This window comes from Caballeronia sp. LZ062 (assembly GCF_031450785.1).
Classification (GTDB): domain Bacteria; phylum Pseudomonadota; class Gammaproteobacteria; order Burkholderiales; family Burkholderiaceae; genus Caballeronia.
This window is the reverse complement of record NZ_JARTWB010000001.1, coordinates 1,175,605-1,197,921: the sequence shown is the minus strand read 5'-3', so window position 1 is coordinate 1,197,921 and position 22,317 is coordinate 1,175,605. Positions and strand designations below refer to the sequence as shown.

The 22,317-nt window shown below is 63.0% G+C and carries 19 protein-coding genes; 8 read left to right on the top strand and 11 right to left on the bottom strand.

Annotated elements, in window-relative coordinates; translation table 11 throughout:
* Both pcaG and P9239_RS05465 read left to right on the top strand, forming a co-directional pair.
* Entirely contained in the window at nucleotides 1-591 is a 591-nt protein-coding gene (gene pcaG, locus P9239_RS05470; RefSeq protein ID WP_309749455.1) for a protocatechuate 3,4-dioxygenase subunit alpha, read from the top strand.
* A gap of 77 nt (nucleotides 592-668) precedes the next feature.
* On the top strand, nucleotides 669-977 hold the full coding sequence (locus P9239_RS05465; RefSeq protein ID WP_309749454.1) for a DUF2288 domain-containing protein: 309 nt from the start codon (nucleotides 669-671) through the stop codon (nucleotides 975-977).
* 14 nt (nucleotides 978-991) lie between these two features.
* Here P9239_RS05465 and P9239_RS05460 read toward each other — a convergent pair whose 3' ends face one another.
* On the bottom strand, nucleotides 992-2,083 hold the full coding sequence (locus P9239_RS05460) for an AI-2E family transporter (protein ID WP_309749453.1): 1,092 nt from the start codon (nucleotides 2,081-2,083) through the stop codon (nucleotides 992-994).
* 171 nt (nucleotides 2,084-2,254) lie between these two features.
* Between P9239_RS05460 and P9239_RS05455 the strand changes: the two genes are divergently transcribed.
* Entirely contained in the window at nucleotides 2,255-2,779 is a 525-nt protein-coding gene (locus P9239_RS05455) for an OmpA family protein (RefSeq protein ID WP_309749452.1), read from the top strand.
* On the opposite strand, the gene P9239_RS05450 is transcribed toward P9239_RS05455, so the two are convergent.
* The 3 genes from P9239_RS05450 to P9239_RS05440 are packed head-to-tail and all read right to left on the bottom strand — an operon-like array spanning nucleotide 2,776 to nucleotide 7,586.
* Nucleotides 2,776-4,770 carry an acetyl/propionyl/methylcrotonyl-CoA carboxylase subunit alpha gene (locus P9239_RS05450; protein ID WP_309749451.1) on the bottom strand — a complete coding sequence of 665 codons (1,995 nt, stop codon included), beginning with the start codon at nucleotides 4,768-4,770 and terminating at the stop codon, nucleotides 2,776-2,778. The two genes, P9239_RS05455 and P9239_RS05450, sit on opposite strands and share 4 nt — an antisense overlap.
* Nucleotides 4,771-4,785: 15 nt before the next feature.
* Nucleotides 4,786-6,393 (bottom strand): carboxyl transferase domain-containing protein, encoded by a 1,608-nt coding sequence (locus P9239_RS05445; protein ID WP_309749450.1) that lies wholly within the window; start codon nucleotides 6,391-6,393, stop codon nucleotides 4,786-4,788.
* An 11-nt stretch (nucleotides 6,394-6,404) separates the two neighbouring features.
* The gene (locus tag P9239_RS05440) at nucleotides 6,405-7,586 is read right to left on the bottom strand and encodes an isovaleryl-CoA dehydrogenase (RefSeq protein ID WP_309749449.1); all 1,182 of its coding nucleotides are present in this window, start codon (nucleotides 7,584-7,586) and stop codon (nucleotides 6,405-6,407) included.
* 163 nt (nucleotides 7,587-7,749) lie between these two features.
* Between P9239_RS05440 and P9239_RS05435 the strand changes: the two genes are divergently transcribed.
* On the top strand, nucleotides 7,750-8,490 hold the full coding sequence (locus P9239_RS05435; RefSeq protein WP_309749448.1) for a TetR/AcrR family transcriptional regulator: 741 nt from the start codon (nucleotides 7,750-7,752) through the stop codon (nucleotides 8,488-8,490).
* On the opposite strand, the gene P9239_RS05430 is transcribed toward P9239_RS05435, so the two are convergent.
* Both P9239_RS05430 and P9239_RS05425 read right to left on the bottom strand, forming a co-directional pair.
* The gene (locus tag P9239_RS05430; RefSeq protein WP_309749447.1) at nucleotides 8,483-9,376 is read right to left on the bottom strand and encodes a ferritin-like domain-containing protein; all 894 of its coding nucleotides are present in this window, start codon (nucleotides 9,374-9,376) and stop codon (nucleotides 8,483-8,485) included. The two genes, P9239_RS05435 and P9239_RS05430, sit on opposite strands and share 8 nt — an antisense overlap.
* A gap of 85 nt (nucleotides 9,377-9,461) precedes the next feature.
* The gene (locus P9239_RS05425; RefSeq protein ID WP_309749446.1) at nucleotides 9,462-10,907 is read right to left on the bottom strand and encodes an MFS transporter; all 1,446 of its coding nucleotides are present in this window, start codon (nucleotides 10,905-10,907) and stop codon (nucleotides 9,462-9,464) included.
* 365 nt (nucleotides 10,908-11,272) lie between these two features.
* Between P9239_RS05425 and P9239_RS05420 the strand changes: the two genes are divergently transcribed.
* Both P9239_RS05420 and P9239_RS05415 read left to right on the top strand, forming a co-directional pair.
* On the top strand, nucleotides 11,273-12,064 hold the full coding sequence (locus P9239_RS05420; protein WP_309749445.1) for an ABC transporter substrate-binding protein: 792 nt from the start codon (nucleotides 11,273-11,275) through the stop codon (nucleotides 12,062-12,064).
* Nucleotides 12,065-12,303: 239 nt separating this feature from the next.
* A complete protein-coding gene (locus tag P9239_RS05415) occupies nucleotides 12,304-13,419 on the top strand; it encodes a M14 family metallopeptidase (protein WP_309749444.1) in 1,116 nt (371 codons plus the stop codon).
* Between the two features lie 11 nt (nucleotides 13,420-13,430).
* Here P9239_RS05415 and P9239_RS05410 read toward each other — a convergent pair whose 3' ends face one another.
* Nucleotides 13,431-13,799 carry a nuclear transport factor 2 family protein gene (locus P9239_RS05410; protein WP_309749443.1) on the bottom strand — a complete coding sequence of 123 codons (369 nt, stop codon included), beginning with the start codon at nucleotides 13,797-13,799 and terminating at the stop codon, nucleotides 13,431-13,433.
* 257 nt (nucleotides 13,800-14,056) lie between these two features.
* Here P9239_RS05410 and P9239_RS05405 point away from each other — a divergent pair, with 257 nt between their 5' ends.
* The gene (locus tag P9239_RS05405; protein ID WP_309749442.1) at nucleotides 14,057-15,250 is read left to right on the top strand and encodes a porin; all 1,194 of its coding nucleotides are present in this window, start codon (nucleotides 14,057-14,059) and stop codon (nucleotides 15,248-15,250) included.
* A gap of 66 nt (nucleotides 15,251-15,316) precedes the next feature.
* On the opposite strand, the gene P9239_RS05400 is transcribed toward P9239_RS05405, so the two are convergent.
* From P9239_RS05400 to P9239_RS05385, 4 genes are all read right to left on the bottom strand, one after another.
* Nucleotides 15,317-16,957 (bottom strand): bifunctional aspartate transaminase/aspartate 4-decarboxylase, encoded by a 1,641-nt coding sequence (locus tag P9239_RS05400; RefSeq protein WP_309749441.1) that lies wholly within the window; start codon nucleotides 16,955-16,957, stop codon nucleotides 15,317-15,319.
* Nucleotides 16,958-17,023: 66 nt separating this feature from the next.
* Nucleotides 17,024-18,715 carry an aspartate-alanine antiporter gene (gene aspT, locus P9239_RS05395; RefSeq protein WP_309749440.1) on the bottom strand — a complete coding sequence of 564 codons (1,692 nt, stop codon included), beginning with the start codon at nucleotides 18,713-18,715 and terminating at the stop codon, nucleotides 17,024-17,026.
* Between the two features lie 362 nt (nucleotides 18,716-19,077).
* Nucleotides 19,078-20,139, bottom strand: a complete 1,062-nt coding sequence (locus P9239_RS05390) for an alkene reductase (protein ID WP_309749439.1) — start codon at nucleotides 20,137-20,139, stop codon at nucleotides 19,078-19,080.
* A 61-nt stretch (nucleotides 20,140-20,200) separates the two neighbouring features.
* On the bottom strand, nucleotides 20,201-20,506 hold the full coding sequence (locus P9239_RS05385; protein WP_309749438.1) for a metalloregulator ArsR/SmtB family transcription factor: 306 nt from the start codon (nucleotides 20,504-20,506) through the stop codon (nucleotides 20,201-20,203).
* Nucleotides 20,507-21,089: 583 nt separating this feature from the next.
* Between P9239_RS05385 and P9239_RS05380 the strand changes: the two genes are divergently transcribed.
* Complete coding sequence (locus P9239_RS05380; RefSeq protein WP_404980171.1) at nucleotides 21,090-22,310, top strand: efflux RND transporter periplasmic adaptor subunit; 1,221 nt, start codon at nucleotides 21,090-21,092, stop codon at nucleotides 22,308-22,310.
* Nucleotides 22,311-22,317 lie beyond the last annotated feature (7 nt).

Genomic DNA, 22,317 nt, shown 5'->3' with positions numbered 1-22,317 from the left:
ATGACGACCCTCAAGCAAACACCTTCGCAGACCGTCGGACCGTATTTCGCATACGGCCTCGTGCCGGAACAGTACAACTTCGACCTGAAGAGCCTTTTCACGGCATCGGCGGCGGACCGCGAAGTGCCGGGCGAGCACATCGCCGTCGTCGGCAACGTGTTCGATGCAGAAGGCAAGCCCATCGGCGATGCGCTCATCGAAGTCGCGCAGGCCGATGCGAACGGCCGCTACGTGCAAAGCGCGGAAGAAGCGCGCGAATCGGGCTTTCGCGGCTTTGCGCGCGTCGGCACGGGCACGGACCCGAAGCTGCGCTTTATCGTGGATACCGTGAAGCCGGGCGCAACCGCCGACGATTCCGCGCCGCATCTCGACGTGATCCTGCTGATGCGCGGCATGCTGCTGCATTCGTACACGCGCATTTACTTCGACGATGAAACCGAAGCAAACGCGAAGGACACCGTGCTGCAAAGCGTGCCGGCCGAGCGCCGCCACACGCTGATCGCGAAGCGCGAGCCGGGCACGTCCTCGACCATTTACCGTTTCGACATGCATCTGCGCGGACCGAACGAAACCGTGTTCTTCGACCTGTAATCGCTGTAAGCCGCAAAAAAGGCGTCCGGCACTGCGCTATAGTGTCGGACGCCTTTCGTTTTTATCGCATTCCCGCCATGACCGACGCCGCCAATCCCAGCCCGCTGTACGTGAAGCTCCTCGCCGAAACCGCGCAGATCGGCTGGTCGGAACTCGAACGCTTCTTCGCGAAGGGCGTGCTGATCTGGGTGAAGCGCGACCTGGATCTGGTGAGTGTCGCGGAAGCCGTTGCGAGCGACGACACGAAGCAGGTCACGCAATGGCTATCGGCCGGACTTGTGGAGCGCGTGCAAGCCGAAACAGCCGCCGACCTCGCCGCCCGCGATCCTGAGTTGTGGGCCGTGGTCGTCTCGCCGTGGGTGTGCGTGCAGGAACGCGGCGACTGATCAAGCGCTGCGGATCAGGCGCGAGCCCAGTCGGTCCAGAGCACGACGAGAATCGTCATCAGCGCCGGGCCAATGAAGAGCCCGAGCAGCCCGAACGTCTCCGCGCCGCCCAGAATGCCGAAGAGCACGAGCAGAAACGGCAGGCGCGTCGAGCCGCCGATCAGCACGGGCCGCACGAAGTGCTCGGAGACGAATACCACGACGAGTCCGAAGATCGCCACGCCCGCCGCCGCGATCATCGACCCCTGTGCGAGCAGCCACAGCGCCGAGCCGAGAAAGACGATCGGCGCGCAGAACGGCAGCATCGCGGCGACCGCCGTCAGCATGCCGAGCAGCGTGGCGTGCGGCACGCCGGTCACGGCATAGGCAATACCGAGCAGCGCGCCCTCGCCCAGGCCTACGACCACCAGTCCGACGACCGTGCTGCGCACCGAATCGGCCATGCGCTGCACGAGCGCCGCGCCGTCCGCGCCGAACGCGCGCCGCGACCCGGCAATCAGCTGCCTGCCGATCTTGGCGCCCGCCTGAAAGATGAAGAAAAGCGTCATCAGCATGAAGCCGAAGAGCACGAGGACGTGCACGACGCGGCTGCCGAAATGCCGCGTCATCGCCACGAACGTCGCGCTATGCAGGTTTTTCACCGCAGGCGACGACTCCAGCGGCGTCGCGAGATTGGCCTGCCACCAGTGCGCGACCTGTTGCGCGCCGGTCGGCAGCCACTGAACGAACGCGGGCATCGGAATGCCGGTGCGCAGGACGTCGTGGAACCATTGCAGCAGGTCGTGCGCTTCGTCCGCCGTCTGCGCCGCGACAACGGCGAACGGCACCACGAAGAGCAAGCCGACCGCGAGCGTCAGCAGCACCGCGAGCAGCGTATGACGCTGCCGGAACACGGGACGCTGCTCCAGCCAGCCGAACGCGGGCCACAACGCGATGGCGATCACGATAGCCCACACGACAGCCGGAATGAACGTGCGCGCGGTATAGAGCGCGATCACCACGAGAACGGTATAGAGCACCGCCGACGCCGCGCGCTGCATCCTGCGCGTGCGATCGGCCGCTTCAGCCGCGTTGGGCGTGTTCTCGGTGCGCGAAGAAATCGCCATGAAAGGGAGCCTCTGAAGGAATCGACAATAAGCGAAAGCGATAGAGCCGCGAGCATTGTAAGCGCACGATTCGTTCCACTTCGCGTCGACGAATTGATGCAACGTTCTTTACAAACGAACGCTCTGTCCTCCCTATAATCGCGGCTCGGGCATCAACGCGAGAATCTCGGAATGGTCGGCAAAGGCTTACTGGCGGTTGGAGCATGTACCTCGCTCGTGCTGTTGACGGGCTGCGGCACCAAGCTGGACCGCTCGACGGAAGAGCGGCTGAATGCGCAATACGGCATCGCCATGCAGCAGGTCAACGGCGGCGTCGAGATGCGGCTCCCGGAAGTCGCGCTTTTCGATGTGGACGAAGCGGAGATTCGCCGCGGCAGTCTGCCGGCGCTGGACCGCGCGGCAACGGTGCTCAAGCGCAGCATGCGGCCCGTGCTGATCGAAGGTCACACCGATAACGACGGCACGCTCGCCTACAACAGGACGCTTTCTCAGGCGCGCGCCGAAGCAGTCGCGCGCGCGCTGATCGCCCGCGGCGTGCCGGCCGAGCGCCTCACGACGAAGGGCGTGGCGTATCTGCGGCCCATCGCCAGCAACGACACGCCGCAAGGCCGCGCGATGAACCGGCGCGTCGAGATCCTCGTGCGGGCGGAGAGCGAAGAAACGCTGCTCGGCCGCCCGCCGAAGAAGAAGCGCTAGGCCGGCTGCGCTTCGAGCACCAGCAGTTGGGAACCATCGGCGACCTGATCGCCGACATCGAAGAGAATCTCGCCGATTTTGCCCGCCGTCGGCGCGACGATGGTGTGTTCCATCTTCATCGCTTCCATCACGATCAGCGGCGCGCCTTTCTCCACCGACGCGCCCGCTTCCACCAACACCGCGATGACCTTGCCCGGCATCGGCGCGGTCAAACGCCCTTCGTGTTCAGCGTCGCCAGCGTGCGCCATCAGGTTCTGCCACTCGAAAGCGAACGCCGCGCCTTCGTAAAAGACGTGGAACGCGTCGCCGTCCGTGAAGACGTGGCCTTTGATGAGCGCATCGTCGAGTTGAACCGTAAACGACGTTTCTCCTTGATGCGACCAGTCGAAGCGCGCGGTCTTCTCGTCCCATTGCAGGCGCTTTTCACGATCCTTTGTGAAGACAACTTTGAGCGCCTCGTCCGTGTCCACTGCGCGCCAATTCAAATCCTGACTGTAGCCGCCGGCCATGCGCCAGTGCGAAAGCGCATCCCACGGTGAATGGCCGTGCGCTTCGCCGCCTTCCCGCGTGAGCAGCGCGGCGCACGCGAGCGCGAGCGCCTTGCCGCGCGACACCGGCGGCGGCGCAAACAGCGCATCGCGATGACGCTCGATGAGGCCCGTATCCAGTTCGCCTTGCGAGAACGGCTCGCTTCGCACGATGCGTTGCAAAAACTCAACGTTCGTGTGCAAGCCGACGATCTCGCACTGCGCGAGCGCGCGCGCCATGCGAGCCAGCGCATCGCGGCGGTCGCGGCCATGCACGATCAGCTTCGCGATCATCGGATCGTAGAACGGCGTGATCGCGTCGCCTTCGCGCACGCCGCTGTCGATGCGCACGTTGCCATCGAGCGCGAATTCGACTGCTTCGGGCAGCGCCAGATGCTTGAGCGTGCCCGTCGATGGCAAGAAACCGCGCGACGGATTTTCGGCATAGATGCGCGCTTCGATCGCGTGGCCGTTCACGCGCAACTCGTCCTGCTTGAGCGGTAGCGGCTCGCCCGCCGCCACGCGCAATTGCCATTCGACGAGATCGAGCCCCGTCACCATCTCCGTCACCGGATGCTCGACCTGAAGCCGCGTGTTCATCTCCATGAAGTAGAACTGGCCGTCCTGCGTCATGATGAACTCGACCGTGCCCGCGCCGACGTAATTCACGGCGCGCGCAGCCGCAACGGCAGCTTCGCCCATCGCGCGGCGCGTTTCATCGGAGAGGCCGGGCGCGGGCGCTTCTTCCAGCACTTTTTGATGACGCCGCTGCACGGAACAATCGCGATCGAAGAGATACACCGCGTTGCCGTGCGTGTCCGCGAAGACCTGCACTTCGACATGTCGTGGACGCAGCAGATACTTCTCGATCAACACGCGGTCGTTGCCGAAGCTCGACGCCGCCTCGCGCTTGCACGACGCGAGCGCCTGCATGAAGTCCTCGCTGCGCTCGACCACGCGCATGCCCTTGCCGCCGCCGCCCGCGCTCGCCTTCAGCAGCACCGGATAGCCGATGCGGTCCGCTTCGCGTTGCAGCAGTGCCGCGTCCTGATCGTCGCCGTGATAACCGGGCACCAGCGGGACAGATGCGGACTGCATCAGCGCCTTCGCGGCGGCTTTCGAACCCATTGCGCGGATCGCTTCTACCGGCGGTCCGATGAATACGATGCCCGCCTGTTCGCACGCATTGGCGAATGCTTCGTTCTCCGAAAGAAAACCATAGCCGGGATGAACGGCCTGCGCGCCGGTCGCCTTCGCGGCATCGACAATACGCTCGATGAGCAAATAGCTCTCCGACGCAGCCGATCCGCCGACATGCACCGCTTCGTCGCAGACATCGACGTGCTTGGCTTCCGCGTCCGCGTCCGAATACACGGCGACGCTCGCCACGTTCAGGCGCTTCGCCGTCGCCGCCACGCGGCATGCAATTTCGCCGCGGTTCGCAATCAGTATCTTGTTGAACATGGGCATCACATCCGGTTACATGCGGAACACGCCGAAGCGCGTGTCTTCGATAGGCGCGTTCATCGTCGCGGCGAGTCCCAGGCCGAGCACGTCGCGCGTCTGCGCCGGATCGATCACACCGTCGTCCCACAAGCGCGCGCTCGCATAGTACGGATGCCCTTGCACCTCGTACTGCTCGCGAATCGGCGCCTTGAACGCTTCTTCATCTTCCTTCGACCACGTGCCGCCCTTCTTCTCTATGCCGTCGCGCCGCACGGTCGCGAGCACGGACGCGGCCTGCTCGCCGCCCATCACCGAGATGCGCGCGTTCGGCCACATCCACAGGAAACGCGGCGAATATGCGCGGCCGCACATTCCGTAATTGCCCGCGCCGAACGAGCCGCCGATGATCACCGTGAACTTCGGCACTTTCGCCGTTGCCACCGCCGTGACCATCTTCGCCCCGTTACGCGCAATGCCTTCGTTCTCGTACTTGCGGCCAACCATGAAGCCCGTGATGTTCTGCAAGAACACGAGCGGAATCTTGCGCTGGCAGCACAGTTCGATGAAATGCGCGCCCTTCAACGCGGACTCGGAAAACAGAATGCCGTTGTTCGCGACGATGCCGACCGGATGCCCCCAGATATGCGCGAAGCCGCAGACGAGCGTGGTGCCGTAGCGCGCCTTGAACTCATCGAAAGCGGAATCGTCGACGACGCGCGCGATCACTTCGCGCACATCGAAGGGCTTGCGGGTATCGACGGGAATCACGCCGTAGAGACTCTCCGGCTCGTAACGCGGCGGCAACGGTTCCTTGAGCGCGAGCGTCGGCGCTTTCACGCGATTGAGATTGCCGACGATGCTGCGCGCGATGCCGAGCGCGTGCGCGTCGTTTTGCGCGAGATGATCGACAACGCCCGAAAGCCGCGTGTGAACATCGCCGCCGCCCAGGTCTTCCGCGCTCACTTCCTCGCCAGTCGCCGCTTTCACGAGCGGCGGTCCGCCCAGAAAAATCGTGCCCTGATCTTTCACGATGATCGATTCGTCGCTCATCGCGGGCACATATGCGCCGCCCGCCGTACACGATCCCATCACCACTGCGATCTGCGCGATGCCCTGCGCCGACATGTTCGCCTGGTTATAGAAGATGCGGCCGAAGTGATCGCGATCAGGAAAGACGTCGTCCTGATTCGGCAAGTTCGCGCCGCCCGAATCGACGAGATACACGCACGGCAAGCGATTCTGCTCGGCGATTTCCTGCGCGCGCAGGTGCTTCTTCACCGTGACCGGATAGTACGTGCCGCCTTTCACGGTCGCGTCGTTGCAGACGATCACGCACTCCTGCCCCGCAATGCGCCCGATGCCTGTAATGATGCCCGCGCCCGGCGCTTCATCGTTGTACATGCCGTACGCTGCAAGCTGCGAGAGTTCGAGAAACGGCGTGCCGGGATCGAGCAACTGCGCGATGCGATCGCGCGGCAGCAGCTTGTTGCGCGACAAATGACGGTCGCGCGCCGCCTGCCCGCCGCCTTCCGCAATCTTCGCGACCTTCTCTTTCAGGTCCGCGACGAGTGCTTCGAGCGCGACAGCATTGGTGCGAAACTCCTCGCTGCGCGGATTCAGCTTCGATTCGATGATGGTCATGACGCGCGCCCTTATGCCGTCTCTGCGAACAGTTCGCGCCCGATCAGCATACGGCGGATCTCGCTCGTGCCCGCGCCGATTTCATAGAGCTTCGCATCGCGCCAGAGACGCCCGACCGGATACTCGTTGATATAGCCGTTGCCGCCGAGAATCTGGATTGCTTCGCCGGCCATCCACGTCGCCTTCTCGGCGGTATAGAGAATGACGCCCGCGCAGTCCTTGCGCACGTCGCGCACGTGTCCCGAGCCGAGCGTATCGAGCTGACGTCCCACGGCATACAAATACGCGCGGCACGCTTGCAGCGTCGTATAAAGATCCGCGACTTTGCCCTGAATCAACTGAAATTCGCCGATGGCCTGCCCGAACTGCTTGCGATCGTGGATATACGGCACGACCGCATCCATGCACGCGAGCATGATGCCCGTGGGACCGCCCGCGAGCACGGCGCGTTCATAGTCGAGACCGCTCATCAGCACCTTCACGCCGCCGTTCAACGCGCCGAGAATGTTTTCCTTCGGAACTTCGACGTTCTCGAAGACGAGCTCGCCCGTGTGCGAGCCGCGCATCCCGAGCTTGTCCAGCTTCTGCGCGACGGAAAAGCCCTTCATGCCCTTCTCGACGATGAACGCCGTAATGCCCTTCGCGCCCGCTTCGATATCCGTCTTCGCATAGACGACGAGCGTGTCGCAGTCCGGGCCGTTGGTGATCCACATTTTCGTGCCGTTGAGCACGTAGTGATCGCCCTTTTCGTCGCCGCGCAGCTTCATGCTGACCACATCCGACCCGGCGTTCGGCTCGCTCATCGCCAAAGCACCTACATGTTCGCCGGATACGAGCTTCGGCAGATACTTGCGCTTCTGCGCTTCCGTGCCGTTGCGATGAATCTGGTTCACGCACAGATTCGAATGCGCGCCATACGACAGCCCGACCGACGCCGACGCGCGCGATATTTCCTCCATCGCGACCATGTGCGCCGTATAGCCCATGTTCGCGCCGCCGTATTCCTCGGAGACCGTCATTCCGAGCACGCCGAGATCGCCGAATTTCTTCCAAAGGTCCATCGGGAACTGGTCGGTGCGGTCGATTTCCGCAGCGCGCGGCGCGATTTCCTTCGCTGCGAAGTTGACGAGCGTATCGCGCAACATGTCGATGTCTTCGCCCAGCGCGAAGTTCAGGCCCGGCACGGTGCTCATGGGTGTCTCCTCGGATATGCAGTGGGGTTGGCGTACCCGAACTTGAGCCTGGCTCACAACGGGCATCTACCGATTCGTGGCTTATTTCACGCTCAAATCCGGTAGCCGTCAATAGGGATTTGAGCTACGCTCACATTCGTTCCCGACACTCTTCGGCACGATCATGTCCACGCAATCCACCGGAAACGGCCGCCGGACGCCCACCGGCGTCAAATCTCAGCAGCGCGTGCGCGACATCCTGCAAGCAGGCCGCGATGTCTTCGCCGAAAAAGGCTACGACGCGGCGACCACTGCGGAAATCGCGCTGCGCGCGGGCATTTCGGAGGCGACCGTTTTCAGCTACTTCAGCGGCAAGCGGGCGCTGTGCGCGCGCGTGATCGCGGACTGGTATGACGAAATCATCGATGCGTTCGAGAGCGGCCTGCCGCGCGAAGGCTCGATTCGGCAACAGTTCGCCTTTATCGTGAGAACGCATCTGCGGCTGATGCTCGTCAACGGCACCGGCTTATGTTCGCTGGTGCTGTCGGAAGGCCGCACGAAACAGCATGATTTGTCGGACACGCTGACTGAATTGCAGCGCCGCTACACCGCACCGTTGATGGACGTGCTCGCGCGCGGGCAGACGCTCGGGCAGATACGCGCGGACGTGTCGCTGCGTCTGTTGCGCTCGCTCGTCTTCGGGCCGATGGAGCACGTGCTCTGGGACGCGACGCTCGCGAAGCGCCGCCTGAGCCAGGCTCAGATCGAGACGACGGCGGATGAACTGGTGGACGTGTTGTGGGCGGCGCTGCAGCCGCCGAATGCTCGGTTGGCGGCGCTCGCAAGGTTCAGGCAGGATGTGGAGGATGCGTCGCGGCGGTTCGAGGAAAGTGGTCAGGCGCCGGGAGCGGACTCCCCTACTTGACGAACCGCCGCGCGACCCGCGCGAGCATCGGCACGGTGGTCGGCCGCAGCAACCGCGCGTCGTAGCCCGCCATGCGGCGCTCGTTCTCGACCAGACACAAGTCGATCAACGCGCCCACCGACACTTCACCCGCCACCGAATCGCCGACATTCGCGGGGAAATTCGCGTCCTGCGCCGCGCCGCTCTTATCGAAACCACGCGCGAGCGATATGCGATCCCGGATCAGCGAAAGCCACACGCCCGCCGTCTTCAGCAGAAAACCCGGCTTGCGATACCACGGCAAGCTGCGCCGATACCACGCCACCCAGTTCGCGAAGAACAGAATGTGCCGCGCTTCTTCCTGGATCACCGGCTCGAAGGTCTCGACAAGCGCCTCCGGAAAATAGCCCGACTGACGCGCCGCCTCGAAAAGCCCGAACGCGAAGAAACTGTCGATGCACTCGCTGTAACCCGTAAGCATCCACGCGCGCAGCGCATCATCGGGAGCGGGATACGGCGGCTCGGGCGCGAGTTCGATGCCATACGCCTCGACGAGCTTCGACAACACGAGCTTGTGCCGCGCCTCCTCGCCGCCGTTCATGCGCAACGCTTCGTTGAGCAACGGGTCGGCCACGCTCGCCGCATACGTCGCCACGCGAATCGACGCGCGCCCTTCCGTCTGCACCGCGATATCCCAGATCGGCAGCGACGTCACGCGCCTCAGCGCCGCCGCGTCCAGCTTCGGCCACTCGATGACGGCAGGCTTATAAGGATTGTGCGTCGTCAGCAGCATCTCGCAGAACATGCGCTTGTGCATCTCGGAGCCGATCCGAATCCGGCCTTCGGGTCGATAGGTCCAGTTGCGCATCGCATGATCTGCTTCGACTGGACTGAGCGTGTCGGACATATTCGAATAGTGGGCGGCTGCGAGGAACGTTATGCGGATTCTGGCATACAGAACGCACACACGCAGCAATCGGCGCGCGTTCGCTTCAGTGCGAGATCTTTTCGAGCGCCATGTCGCGCGTTCTCGGCCCCAACGATCCGATTGCCGCCATTACGATCAGCATGGCGCCCGCGATGAACACGAACACGCCCGTGGTGCCGAAGCCCTTCAGCACGCCCGCGATGATGAACGACGTGAAGATCGCCGAGAACCGGCTCCACGAATACACGAAGCCGACGGCGCGCGCGCGGATGCTCGTCGGGAAAAGCTCGGCCTGATAGGCGTGGAAACTGTACGACATGATGTTCGACGACAGCGTGAGCCCGACGCCCATTGCAATCAGAAACGCCGCATTCGACGACTGGCTAAAGAGCAGCCCGCACACGATATTGGCCGCCGCCATCGCGACGATGGCCGTCTTGCGTTCGATCTTGTCGGCAATCGCGAGGCCGATCATCGGGCCGATGGGCGCCGCGATGGCGATGATGCTCGAATACATCAGGCTCGACGTCACCGTGATGCCCTGCTTGATCAGAAGCGTCGGCACCCAGTTCGCGAAGCCGTAGAAACCGACCGTCTGAAACACGTTGAAGATGATCATCATGGCGGCGCGCTTGCCGTAGGGCGCGCGCCACATGCGGGCGAACGCGCCGCCTCGTGCGTCTTCGGCATCCAGCACCGGCTCGGGCGCGGCGGGCGGCGGCAACGGCTTGCCGTATTCGCGCTGCACCTGCGCTTCGAGCGCGGACATCACGCGGTCGGCTTCTTCCAGCCGCCCTTTTTGCGCGAGCCAGCGCGGGCTTTCGGGCAAGCGCCGGCGAATCCACCAGACGAAGAGCGCGCCATGCGCGCCGATCACGACGACCCAGCGCCAGCCGTCGATGCCGAAGGGCGCGCGCGGCACGAGCAGATACGCGAGAAACGCGACGACGGGCACCGCCATGAAGCCCACCGCCTGCTCGCACGCGAAAGCGCGGCCGCGGATATGCTTAGGCGCGAGTTCCGAGATATACGTGCCGATGGTCACCAGTTCCACGCCGATACCCACGCCCGCCAGAAAGCGCCAGAAGTTGAGCCCCGTGGCGGTCTCCTGAAACGCCATGACGACGTTGGCCGCCGTGTACCACAGCAGCGAATACGTGAACACGGCGCGACGGCCGAAGCGGTCGGCAAGCCAGCCGCACGCGACCGTGCCGATAAAAAGCCCCGCGAACAGCGAAGCGATGAAGCTCGCCACGCCCGTCATGCCGAAGAATCCGTTCGTCGCGGGCGTCAGGATGCCGCTTCTCACGAGGCCGGGCGCGACGTAGCCCGAGTACAGCAGATCGTACAGTTCGAAGAAGAAGCCGAGGCTCAGCAGAACGACGAGCGTCCACACCGTGCGCGTAGCCGGCAGCCTGTCGAGGCGCGCGGAAATGAGGCCGGCGGTCAGTGCGGGCGGGGCTGCATCGGCGGATGCGCGGCGTGAATTTCCCGCAGGTGAGGTGGCCATCGGTGTCGTCTCCTGATTCATGTCTGGCTTTTTGTCTGGCGATGCGAGGGCTTTCGGCGCGCCGAGGCGCAAAAAGCGAAGGCCGCATCTTAACCGGCTGGATCATTCCTGCGGGCGGCCCCTTCGGGCGCGCGAACCGCCGCTCGCGCGTGGATGCAGAAAGGAGGAAATGCTCTAAAGCGCCGCTATTCGGGGTTTCACTAGGTTCCGAACTATTTTGGCTTGGTAACCTTCTGCCGATTCTGCACGGACACGATCCGCGGAATGCCCGCCGTCCGGCCTGTTTCAGGCGACCGCCCGCCTCGCCGGACGGCACCGGAACGAGACCTTCCGGGCCGAACTGACCACCTTCTGGAGTTAAAACAGTGAAGAAACTGCTTGCCGCCTTGTCGATGTCCCTTCTCGCCGTCACGTCGTTCACCGCCGTCACGGCCCATGCCAAGGACTATTCGACGATCCGCTTCGGCGTCGACGCAAGCTATCCCCCGTTCGAATCGAAAGGTTCGGACGGCAAGCTGGTCGGTTTCGACATCGATCTCGGCAACGAAATCTGCACGCGCCTGAAGGCCAAGTGCGTGTGGGTGGAAAACGACTTCGACGGCATGATCCCCGCGCTGAAGGCGAAGAAGTTCGACGGCGTGCTCTCGTCGATGTCCATGACGCCGCAACGCGCCGAGCAGATCGCTTTCTCCAGCAAGCTCTTCAACACGCCGACGCGCCTCGTCGCGAAGAAAGGCAGCGGCATCCTGCCGACGGCCGACAGCCTGAAGGGCAAGAACGTCGGCGTGGAGCAAGGCACGATTCAGGAAACCTACGCCAAGACGTACTGGGCGCCGAAGGGCGTGACCGTCACGCCGTACCAGAACCAGGACCAGGTTTACGCCGACCTGACCTCGGGCCGTCTCGACGCCGCGCTGCAAGACGCGGTGCAGGCCGACATCGGCTTTCTGAAGACGCCGCGCGGCGCGGGCTTCGACTTCGCGGGCAAGGATATCGTCGACGAGAAGATTCTCGGCAATGGCGCCGGTATCGGTCTGCGCAAGGAAGACACCGACCTGAAGGCGAAGATCGACAAGGCGATCGCCGACATCATCAAGGACGGCACGTACAAGAAGCTCGAGAAGAAGTACTTCGACTTCGACGTGTACGGCGGCTAATTCTTCGGAAGCAGCCAACAGACGAACGGGCTCCGCGGAGCCCGTTTTTCATTGCGCGCCGTCCGGCCGGTGCCGACGAGCCGGCCGCCCGCCGCGCCGATTTCGGCTAAGATCGAACGTCTGAGGCCGCGCCGGCGGACGGAGACACCGCAGCGCATCACAGGCCCGCATCCGGGCGCCTCAACCCGTCCAGCAACCATCGAGGCAAGACCTCGCGCACTCGCGTGCGCGCGAACACTATGCAGACCAGAACTCACCAGCTCATCTCGCCGACGCTCGGCACTTCTCGCAACATCGCCAGTTTTCACTACGGTCCCGGCGGCGGACAGAAGATCTACATTCAGTCGTCGCTGCACGCGGACGAACTGCCGGGCATGCTGGTCGCGTGGAAGCTGCGCCGCCAGCTCGCCGCTTTCGAAGCCGCCGGCAAGCTGCGCGGCGAAGTGGTGATCGTGCCGGTGCCCAATCCCATCGGCCTGAATCAGTTCCTGCACGGCAACCTGCTCGGCCGGTTCGATACGAACAGCGGCCACAACTTCAACCGCAATTTCCACGATCTCGCCGCGCTGGTCGCGCCGCGCATCGAGGCGCGCCTGTCCAACGACGCCGATGCGAACCGCCTCGCGGTGCGCGCCGCGATGAAAGAGGCGCTCGACGAACAGACGCCGCGCACCGAACTGGAATCGCAACGCCTCGCGCTGCAAAAGCTCTCCTACGACGCGGATGTGGTGCTCGATCTGCACTGCGATCTCGACGCCGCGCTGCATCTGTACACGAACCCGGACATCTGGGCGGAAGTGGAACCGCTCGCGCGTTATCTGGATTCCAAGGCATCGCTGCTGGCGCTGAATTCGGTCGGCAATCCGTTCGACGAAATCCACAGCTTCTGCTGGTCGGATCTGCGCGCGCGTTATGGCGACCGCTTCCCGATTCCGAGCGGCGGCATTTCGGTGACGGTCGAGCTGCGCAGCCAGCATGACGTGTCGCATGAATTCGCGGACAAGGACGCGCAGGCCATCGTCAATTACCTGATTCACCGCGGCGTGATCGATGCGCCGCAAGCGCCGCTGCCTGAGCTCGCGTTCCCTGCGACGCCGCTCGCGGGCGCCGAGCCGATCGTCGCGCCGGCGTCGGGCGTGCTCGTGTTTCGCGCGCAAGTGGGCGCATTCATCGACGCAGGCGAAGCCATTGCCGATATCGTCGATCCGCTGACCGACACCGTGACTACCGTCAAGTGCAGCACGTCGGGCGTCATGTACGCGCGGCATATCACGCGTTTCGCGACGGCGGGTCTCGAAGTCGCGCGCATCGCGGGCGCGAAGGCGTATCGCACGGGCTCGCTGCTGTCGGCCTGAGCGTTTCGCCTCTAGAAAGCCATGAGACCGCATTGCGCCGCGACCACGCGCCAGGCGCCTGCGGTCTCGCCCCACGTTCGCGTATAGCGCAGGCTGCCCGTGAACGGTGCGCCCGCGAACGTGCCGGATATCGCCACGCGCGTCACCGTGATCGCGAAGGCGCCATACACGCGGATGCTTTGCTCCTCCACCTTCAGCGTGTCGATGCGCTGCATGCCATAGCGATGCCCGTTGAGGTCGTCGGCCTTCGTCCAGACCTTGCCCGTTGCGTCGACGAAGCTCAAGTCGTCGGCGAGCAGCGCGTCGAGCGCATTCACGTCTGAGGCGATCATCGCCTGTCTCAGGCGTTCTTCCAGTTCGCGGATTCCCTGTTCGTCCATGTTCGCTCGCTCGGGGTGATGAACCGCCAGCATAGCGCGGCCCCGCGTGCGCGCGTTGGCACACGTGAGCGCGATGCTCAAGCCCCGTTGCACCGGCGAGACACCAAAGCTCAAGGTAAACCCTGTCACATTTCTTTCTTCAGCCGCCGCTACATTTGCGCCCGTCGCCGCCACGCGCCAGCCCGAGCGCGACGCAGCAGACGGGCGCTGCCCTCGCAGCGCAACCACACACCGCGAACCAACTCACGGAGCACGTTTTGAAGAAGAATCTCTTGGCAACTGCCGCCCTCGCCGCTTTCGCCACCATCGCCACGTCCGCTCATGCACAGAGCAGCGTGACGCTGTACGGCATCATCGACGCCGGCATCAGCTATGTGAACAACAGCGCGGCCAGCGCGACGCGCCCCGGCAAATCGCTCGTGAAATACGACGACGGCGTTGCCCAAGGCAGCCGCTGGGGCCTGCGCGGCGCCGAAGATCTGGGCGGCGGCCTGAAGGCTATCTTCACGTTGGAAAACGGCTTCAACAGCGGCACGGGCACGCTCGGTCAGGGCGGCGCGGAATTCGGCCGTCAGGCATACGTCGGTATCGCGAAGAACGACGTCGGCTCGCTGACCTTCGGTCGTCAATACAGCTTCAACACCGACTACCTCGGGTCGGCATATTCGATCGGCGGGCAGACTGTCGCGGGCAACTACGCGTACCACATGAACGACTTCGACCAGTTGACGTCGAGCCGTATCAACAACGCGGTCAAGTTCTCGAGCGCGAGCTTCTACGGCATCACGTTCGGCGCGATGTACGGCTTCTCGAACACCGCGGGCGCGTTCGCGGGCACGCCTAACACCACTGTCGGCACCACGACGACGCAAGGTTCGTCGCGCGCCTACAGCTTCGGCCTGAACTACAAGGCCGGGCCGCTCGGCGTCGGTGCGGCGTACACGGACATCCACTATCCGACGGCTGCCACGCCGGCATTCAGCATGACGGTCGCGAACATCAACACGACCGGCACGGTGAACAACGCGAAGGATCTGCGTTCATTCGGCGTTGGCGCTAACTATGCGATTGGCGCGGCGACGGTTTTCGGCTTGTGGACGAACACGCGCTTCGAGCCGATCGTCGGTGCGAGTTCGCGCATCAACGCATTCGATATCGGCGGCAAGTACGCCATCACGCCTGCGATGACGGCGGGTCTCGGCTATACGTACATGGACCTTTACGACAACCTCAAGGGCCATTGGCATCAGATCGACGCGAGCTTCGACTACGCGTTGAGCAAGCGCACCGACGTGTACCTGCTCGCTATCTATCAGAAGGCGTCGGGTTCGAACGGCGGCCAGGAGAATCAGGCGTCGATCGGTTCGTCGTCGTCGAGCTACTTCGGCACGTCGGGTCAGGGCGAGAACAACCAGCTCGCGTTCCGCATCGGCATGCGTCACAAGTTTTGAGCGCGCCGCTTCCTGCTTGAAGCACATGCATGACAATCGGGCCGCCTTGCGCGGCCCGATTGTCTTCTACTTGCCCTTCTTGCCGTTCTGCGCGTTGTACTGCGCGACGTGCTCGTCCATCATCCTGCGAATCGCGCGGCCAATCTGCATATAGTCACTTTCGTTGAGATTCGCGAGCGACACGCGTCCTGACGGATGCTGCGTACCGAAACCACGTCCCGGCAACAGCACGACGCGTGCTTCCTGCGCAAGCCGGAAGAGCAATTCCGTCGGCTTGGTGTTCTTCGTGAGCCACTCGACGTAATCGCGTCCGTACATGCGCTCCCCGAGATATTCCATGTCGAGAATGGTGTAGTAATCGACGAGATTCTTGTCGTCGTCCTCGAGCGGGATACCGATCTCGCGATACAGCGCCTGCTTGCGATTGCGAATGAGCCGCTTGAGCGCGTTTTTGTACGCGTCGGGCGTGTCCATCAGCGAAAACAGCGAGAACAGCACCATCTGCACCTGCTGGGGCGTGGACAGGCCCGCCGTATGATTCAGCGCGACGGTGCGGCTATCGGCGACCAGCCTGTCGATGAACTTCAGCTTGTCGGGCTCCGTCGTGATGGATTCGTAACGCTCGTGCAATATCGCCTTCTGCTCCTGCGGGAGAGCGGCGAGCTGCTCGTCGAACACGTTCTCGCGATGCGTGGCGATGGTTCCCAGCCGCCAGCCCGTCGCGCCGAAGTACTTCGAATAGGAGTACACAAGAATCGTATTCTTCGGGCAGAGCGCGAAGAGTGAAACGAAATCGTCGGCGAAGGTGCCGTACACGTCGTCGGTCAGGAGAATCAGGTCGGGCCTTTCCTTGACGATCTCCGCAATGTATTCGAGGCTTTCGTCGTCCATCTTGACCGACGGCGGATTGCTCGGATTCACGAGGAAGAACGCCTTGATCTTGGGGTCGCGCAGCTTGTCCAGCTCTTCTTTCGAGTACTGCCAGCCTTGCTCCACGTCTGCATTGAGATTCACGACTTCGAGCTTGTAGTCGTTCAGCTTGGGAATCTCGATGTACGGCGTGAAGATCGGCATGCCGAGCGCGATGGTATCGCCCTCCTTGATGAGGAAATTCTCGCGCATCGTATTGAAGATGTACGTCATCGCGGCCGTGCCGCCCTCGACCGCGAAGATGTCGAAGTCGCCGACGAACGGATGCTTGCCGATCATCTCCCGCCGCAGATACTGCCCGACGATGACTTCGGACAGCTTCAGCATGCGGTCCGGCACGGGGTAGTTCGACGCGAGAATGCCTTCGCACATTTCGTAGAGGAAGTCCCCCGCGTTGAGCCCGAGCTGGTCCCGCACATACGACACCGCGCCCGTGAGAAAGGCGATGCCGGGCGTGCCCTTGTTCTCACGCGCGAAGATTTCGAAGCGTTCTTCGAGACCTTCGTGTTTCGGAAAGCCGCCGATGCCTTCCGGCATATACGCGAAGGAACGCTCCGATTCGCGCATCGCGAAGAGACCGAGCTGCCAGAAGCCGTGGCGCGGAATCGTCGCGAGGAAATTCGGGTTGCCGCGGCCCGCGTTGAGCATCGCGACGTTCGCGGGGCGCTCCACCACGCCGCCGCCCGCTGCCTTGATGAGTTCGTCCTTAAGTTCGAACGGGCTAAGCGAGGCCATCGCTGCACGATCGTCGGAACCGGACTTCGAGGACTTTGACATCCAACACCCCCAGGAAATGAGCAATCGAGTACGGGAAAAAACGATGAGTCACACTGCGTCGAGCCTTCACGTCATCAGCATCACGATGACCATCCCCCAGATGGTGAGCAGCGTATTGCCGACCGCATACGTGACCGTATAGCCGAGGCCCGGAACCTGACTCTTTGCCGCGTCGCAGATCATGCCGAGCGCGGCTGTGGTCGTGCGTGCGCCCGCGCAGATGCCGAGCAGAATCGCGGGATGGAACTTGAAGACGTACTTCGCGATATACATGCCGATGATGAGCGGCACCGACGACGCGAAAATACCCCATAAAAACAGGCTCACGCCGAGCTTCTGCAATCCCGCGACGAAGCCCGGACCTGCCGATATGCCGACCACCGCGATGAATACATTCAGTCCTACTGAATTCATGAACCAGATAGTCGGTGACGGAATGCGGCCGAACGTCGGATGAATTGCGCGCAGCCAGCCGAACACGATGCCTGCGATGAGCGCGCCGCCCGCCGTCGAGAGCGTGATCGGGACAGCGCCGAAGCGAATCACGATGGCGCCGATGAGCGCGCCGAGCGTGATGGCGAGGCCGACGAAGGCCATATCCGCCACGTCGCTCGGCCGGTCGATGACGCCCACCGCATTCGCCACTGCGGTCGTATCCTGCGTGCGTCCGACAAGCGTCACCGTGTCGCCGCGATACAGCTTGGTGCTCGCCAGCACGGGAATCAGCGTTTCTGTCGCGCCGCGCTTGATACGCCGGATGAAGACGCCGCGCGCGCCCGGCGTTTGCCCGAGTTCAGCGAGCGTGCGCCCTTCCACATGCTTGCTCGTGATGTAGACATCCACGCCTTCCACGGGCACCGCAAGCAATTCGGCGTCGTCGACTTCGGTCGCGGTGCCGCCGAGCAGATCGACGAGGTGCTCGCGCCGCCCGACGACCGCGACGACATCGCCCGGCTGCAGCACGTCGTCAACCTTGGCTTCCTGTATCTTGCCGTCGCGCCGAATGCGTTCGATGAAAAGCCGCGCGCCGGCGGGCCTGAGCGCCTCCGCTTGAGCCACGCTCATGCCTGCGGCGCGCCCGTGATCGGCAACGCGATACGCACGAAGCGCGAACTGATGCCATCCCGTGCCCGGCCCGCCTAGTTCCGCCGCGCCGCCAAGCTTTTCCTCGTAATCCTTGCATGCCGCAACGAGGTCGATGTTAAGCAGTTTCGGCCCGAGCATCGCGAGAATGATCGCGGAGCCGATGGTGCCGTAGATGTAGGTGACGGCGTAGGCCGTTGGCATCGCGTCGAGCAACGCCTTGGTCTCGGCAGGCGCAAGGCCCAGGCGATTGATTGCGTCGGTCGCGAGCCCCATCGACGCAGAAATCGTCTGCGATCCCGCGAAAAGGCCCGCCGCCGAACCGACGCCATAGCCTGCGATCTTCGCTGCTGCATAAGGCGCGGCGAGACAAAGGACGCATTGGATCACGGAGAAAAGCGCCTGCGGCAAGCCGTCTTTTGCAATGCCGCGCACGAATTGCGGACCGACGCCATAGCCGACTGCGAACAGGAACATCAGAAAGAAGACGGCTTTTACATTTGACGAAATGCTGATGCCAAGTTGCCCGATGGCGATGGCGGCGAGCAGCGTCGCGGTCACTGCGCCGAGACTGAATCCTTTGAACGACTTGCCGCCGACCCAATACCCGACGCCTAGCGAAAGAAAGATCGCGATTTCCGGGTAGCTGCGCAGCGTTTGCGTAAGCCACGACATAAGCGCTCCTTGGCGGGATCGACCCGCAGCCGTTAGATGCCCGACGGGCACGGGAGAAACGTATGGAACGAGCGGCGTCTTGAATCGTTCATGAAACGAACCGGGCATGCACTTGCAGTGTGGTTTCTGCGCCCGTGCGCTTCGTGGTGCACGCACAGTCGGCAGAGAGTCAGACGCACCAATACACTATTTTTGCGGCGCGGTTGAGCGCAAAATCGATAATTTCGACGTGCGATTGGTTAGAAGAAGGCGTTGCGGTACCTGTGCAGGTAATTGGCTTGACTAAGCTGGAGGACAAAAACAAAACAGCGGCCGAAGCCGCTGTTTTGTTCGATGCATGATGTAATGCCTGATGCGAAAACTTACTCCGCCGTTTCAAGCAACGGATAGTCGGTATAGCCCTTCGGCCCTGCCGAATAGAACGTTGCGGTATCCGGCGAGTTGAGCGGCGCGTCCACTTCGAAGCGGCGCACGAGGTCCGGATTCGCGATGAACGGCTTGCCCCATGCCACAGCGTCGGCATCGCCGCGTTCGAGGATGGCTTCCGCGCTCTGCTTGGTGAAGCCCTCGTTCGCGATATACACGCCGCCGAACGCCTTCTTCAATTGCGGTCCCAGGCTGTCCGCACCTTCCGCTTCACGCGCCGCGATGAACGCGATCTTGCGCTTGCCCAGCTCGCGCGCCACATAGCCGAAGGTGGCCGCGCGGTCGCTGTCGCCCATGGTGTGCGAATCCGCACGCGGTGCGAGATGCACGCCCACGCGGTCCGCGCCCCAAACGGCGATGCACTCGTCGACCACTTCGAGCATCAGACGCGCGCGATTCTCAATGGGGCCACCGTACTCGTCCGTGCGCTTGTTGGTGCTGTCCTGAAGGAACTGGTCGAGCAGATAACCGTTCGCGCCGTGCACTTCGACGCCGTCGAAGCCCGCGCGCTTCGCGTTTTCCGCGCCCTTGCGATAAGCCGCGACCACGCCCGCGATTTCATCCAGTTCCAGTGCGCGCGGCGTGACATACGGACGCTGCGGACGCACGAGGCTCACGTGACCGCTCGCGGCGATCGCGCTCGGCGCAACCGGCAGTTCGCCGTTGAGGAAGATAGGGTCCGAAATGCGGCCGACGTGCCACAATTGCAGGAAGATCTTGCCGCCTGCTTCATGAACAGCACGCGTCACGAGCTTCCATCCTTCGACTTGCTCGTCCGACCAGATGCCCGGCGTATCGGCATAGCCGACGCCCTGCGGCGTGACGGACGTCGCTTCGCTGATGATGAGACCGGCCGATGCGCGATCGGCGTAATACTGCGCCATTAGCGCGTTCGGCACGCGTTCGACACCTGCGCGTTGACGCGTAAGCGGCGCCATGACGATGCGGTTCTTCAGCGTGATTGCGCCCACCTTGAGCGGATCGAAAAGAGTCGGCATAACGTAGAGGTATCCTAATTGAATTGATATGATGCTGTCACTTCGAAGGGGCGATAAGACTTCAGAGATCTGCGATGGAATCGCGGAACGCCTGAATGGCCGCTTCGTCGCGCTTGAAGAACACCCACTGCCCCACGCGCTTGGTCGTGACGAGCCCGGCTTTATGCAGGGTTGCAAGGTGCGCCGAAACGGTGGACTGTGACATGCCACAGCGCCCATCGATCTGGCCCGCGCAGACGCCATGCGACAGCGGCAGTTCCTGATGCGGAAAATGCCGCTCCGGCTCCTTCAGCCATTCGAGAATCTCGCGGCGAAGGGGGTTGGCGAGGGCCTTGTGAATTGCGTCGATGTCCATTTCGTTGCTCATGCATCTGACGATGCGGAACACGCGGCAACAAGCGTGCGCCTTCCGAATCGTCTTGAGGCGAAGTATATATCGTTAATTTCCGATATGCAAGTCTGGGGTTCGGTCCAGCTTCCGGTTCGAATGAAGCGCTACTTTCGCACCAGTCTCGACCAACGTTTCAGAAATCGCCATGAGGGTTGAAGTTGATAATAAGCAATACATACATTATTTCGGCGATGCACGTTTCGCAGCCGATGGCTCCGCACGTCGGCCACCGTCGAACTTTTTTATAGCGTTTTGGATCGTCTTCGGTTATTACTGGACTCATCGAAAACATCACGCCTGACAGGGCGAAGCCGGTGCGCCCGGCTATCGCTACCGTGACGACCGGAGTTCGCTACCACATCACAAGTATCAGGCTCGCGCGCATGGACGTCGCGTGTCAAGTCGAGCTTCGAGGGACGCGATCGCTCGATGCATCGCGCGATGCACGCGCGAGCGCGTTCGTTCTCCGACTATCGGCCATCCCAGGGGGGAGGCGCCCATGGCGTTCACGTGCAAGAAGATGCTCGACTGCAGGCGGTCTTTTCCACTGCCGCGCCGGATGCCCGCCCTGCGCTCGTGCTGTTCTGTCTCGCTCGTGCTGCTGTCGGTCGCAGCGTGCAACAAGCCGCCGCCCGCAGCACCGCGAGCGGCTGTGGATGTCACCGTCGTCACTGTCGCGTCGAAGTCGACACCGGTTGATTTCGAGTTCACCGCGCAGACGCAGAGTTCTCGCGAAGTGGAAATCCGCGCACGCGTCGATGGTTTTCTCGAGAAGCGCATGTACACCGAAGGCGCGCTGGTGGAAGCGGGACAAGTGATGTTCCTCATGGACAAGCGGCCGTTCGAAGCTGCGCTGCAAACCGCCAAGGGCGCGCTCGCGCAGCAGCAGGCGCGGCTCTACGTCACGAAGCAGAATCTTGCGCGCGTGGTGCCGCTCGCCGCCATGAACGCATTGAGCAAGAAGGACCTCGACGACGCCACCGGCAACGAGAAGCAAGCCGAAGCCGCCGTCATCGCGGCGCAAGGCGAAGTGCAGACCGCACAACTCAATCTCAGCTATACGACGATCCGTTCGCCGCTCAAGGGCTTGTCGAGCTTCGCGCGCGTGCAGGAAGGCAGCTATGTGACACCGACGCAGTCGGGCCTGCTCACCTATGTCTACCAGCTCGACCCCATGTGGGTGAACTTCAGCATCTCGGAGAACGAGTTGTTGAGATGGCGGGAAGAGATACGCAAAGATGAACTGCACTTTCCGCCCGGAAACAAGTTCGACGTGAGCGTCATTCAGGCAGACGGATCTGTCTACCCGCAGACCGGCCGCATTGACTTCACGAATCCGGCCTTCAGCACGGAAACGGGCACGTTTCTCGTGCGCGCGGTGTTCGCGAATCCGAAAGGCACGCTGCGCCCCGGGCAGTTCGTCAAGGCGCGGGTAGCGGGCGCGGTGCGCCCCAATGCCATTCTCGTGCCGCAGCGCGCCGTGCTGCAGGGCGCGAAGAGTCATTTCGTCTGGGTGCTGGATGAGCAATCGAAACCCCGCCAGCGCGTGGTTGAAGTCGGCGAATGGCATGGCGACGACTGGTTCGTCACGAGCGGCCTGAAGTCAGGCGAGCGCGTCATCGTGGATGGCGCGGTGCGCATCGCAGCCGATTCGCAGGTGCGCGTAGTCAGCGCACCGGGGAACAGCGAAGCGCCCGCAACGGCACCCGCGGCGAGCTCTGCTCCGGGCGCGCAGGCATCACTCAGCCAGACGAGGAACGAAGGCGGCGCCGGCAAGTGATGTGAAG

What these genes read in the sequence shown, in the direction of transcription:
- pcaG (WP_309749455.1), top strand. Translation starts at nt 1, where the DNA reads ATGACGACCCTCAAGCAAACACCTTCGCAGACCGTCGGACCGTATTTC.
- P9239_RS05415 (WP_309749444.1), top strand. Translation starts at nt 12,304, where the DNA reads ATGCAGACCAGAACTCACCAGCTCATCTCGCCGACGCTCGGCACTTCT.
- P9239_RS05465 (WP_309749454.1), top strand. Translation starts at nt 669, where the DNA reads ATGACCGACGCCGCCAATCCCAGCCCGCTGTACGTGAAGCTCCTCGCC.
- P9239_RS05425 (WP_309749446.1), bottom strand. Translation starts at nt 10,907, where the DNA reads ATGGCCACCTCACCTGCGGGAAATTCACGCCGCGCATCCGCCGATGCA.
- P9239_RS05430 (WP_309749447.1), bottom strand. Translation starts at nt 9,376, where the DNA reads ATGTCCGACACGCTCAGTCCAGTCGAAGCAGATCATGCGATGCGCAAC.
- P9239_RS05400 (WP_309749441.1), bottom strand. Translation starts at nt 16,957, where the DNA reads ATGTCAAAGTCCTCGAAGTCCGGTTCCGACGATCGTGCAGCGATGGCC.
- P9239_RS05455 (WP_309749452.1), top strand. Translation starts at nt 2,255, where the DNA reads ATGGTCGGCAAAGGCTTACTGGCGGTTGGAGCATGTACCTCGCTCGTG.
- P9239_RS05440 (WP_309749449.1), bottom strand. Translation starts at nt 7,586, where the DNA reads ATGAGCACCGTGCCGGGCCTGAACTTCGCGCTGGGCGAAGACATCGAC.
- P9239_RS05380 (WP_404980171.1), top strand. Translation starts at nt 21,090, where the DNA reads ATGCCCGCCCTGCGCTCGTGCTGTTCTGTCTCGCTCGTGCTGCTGTCG.
- P9239_RS05445 (WP_309749450.1), bottom strand. Translation starts at nt 6,393, where the DNA reads ATGACCATCATCGAATCGAAGCTGAATCCGCGCAGCGAGGAGTTTCGC.
- P9239_RS05435 (WP_309749448.1), top strand. Translation starts at nt 7,750, where the DNA reads ATGTCCACGCAATCCACCGGAAACGGCCGCCGGACGCCCACCGGCGTC.
- P9239_RS05460 (WP_309749453.1), bottom strand. Translation starts at nt 2,083, where the DNA reads ATGGCGATTTCTTCGCGCACCGAGAACACGCCCAACGCGGCTGAAGCG.
- P9239_RS05450 (WP_309749451.1), bottom strand. Translation starts at nt 4,770, where the DNA reads ATGTTCAACAAGATACTGATTGCGAACCGCGGCGAAATTGCATGCCGC.
- aspT (WP_309749440.1), bottom strand. Translation starts at nt 18,715, where the DNA reads ATGTCGTGGCTTACGCAAACGCTGCGCAGCTACCCGGAAATCGCGATC.
- P9239_RS05390 (WP_309749439.1), bottom strand. Translation starts at nt 20,139, where the DNA reads ATGCCGACTCTTTTCGATCCGCTCAAGGTGGGCGCAATCACGCTGAAG.
- P9239_RS05410 (WP_309749443.1), bottom strand. Translation starts at nt 13,799, where the DNA reads ATGGACGAACAGGGAATCCGCGAACTGGAAGAACGCCTGAGACAGGCG.
- P9239_RS05385 (WP_309749438.1), bottom strand. Translation starts at nt 20,506, where the DNA reads ATGAGCAACGAAATGGACATCGACGCAATTCACAAGGCCCTCGCCAAC.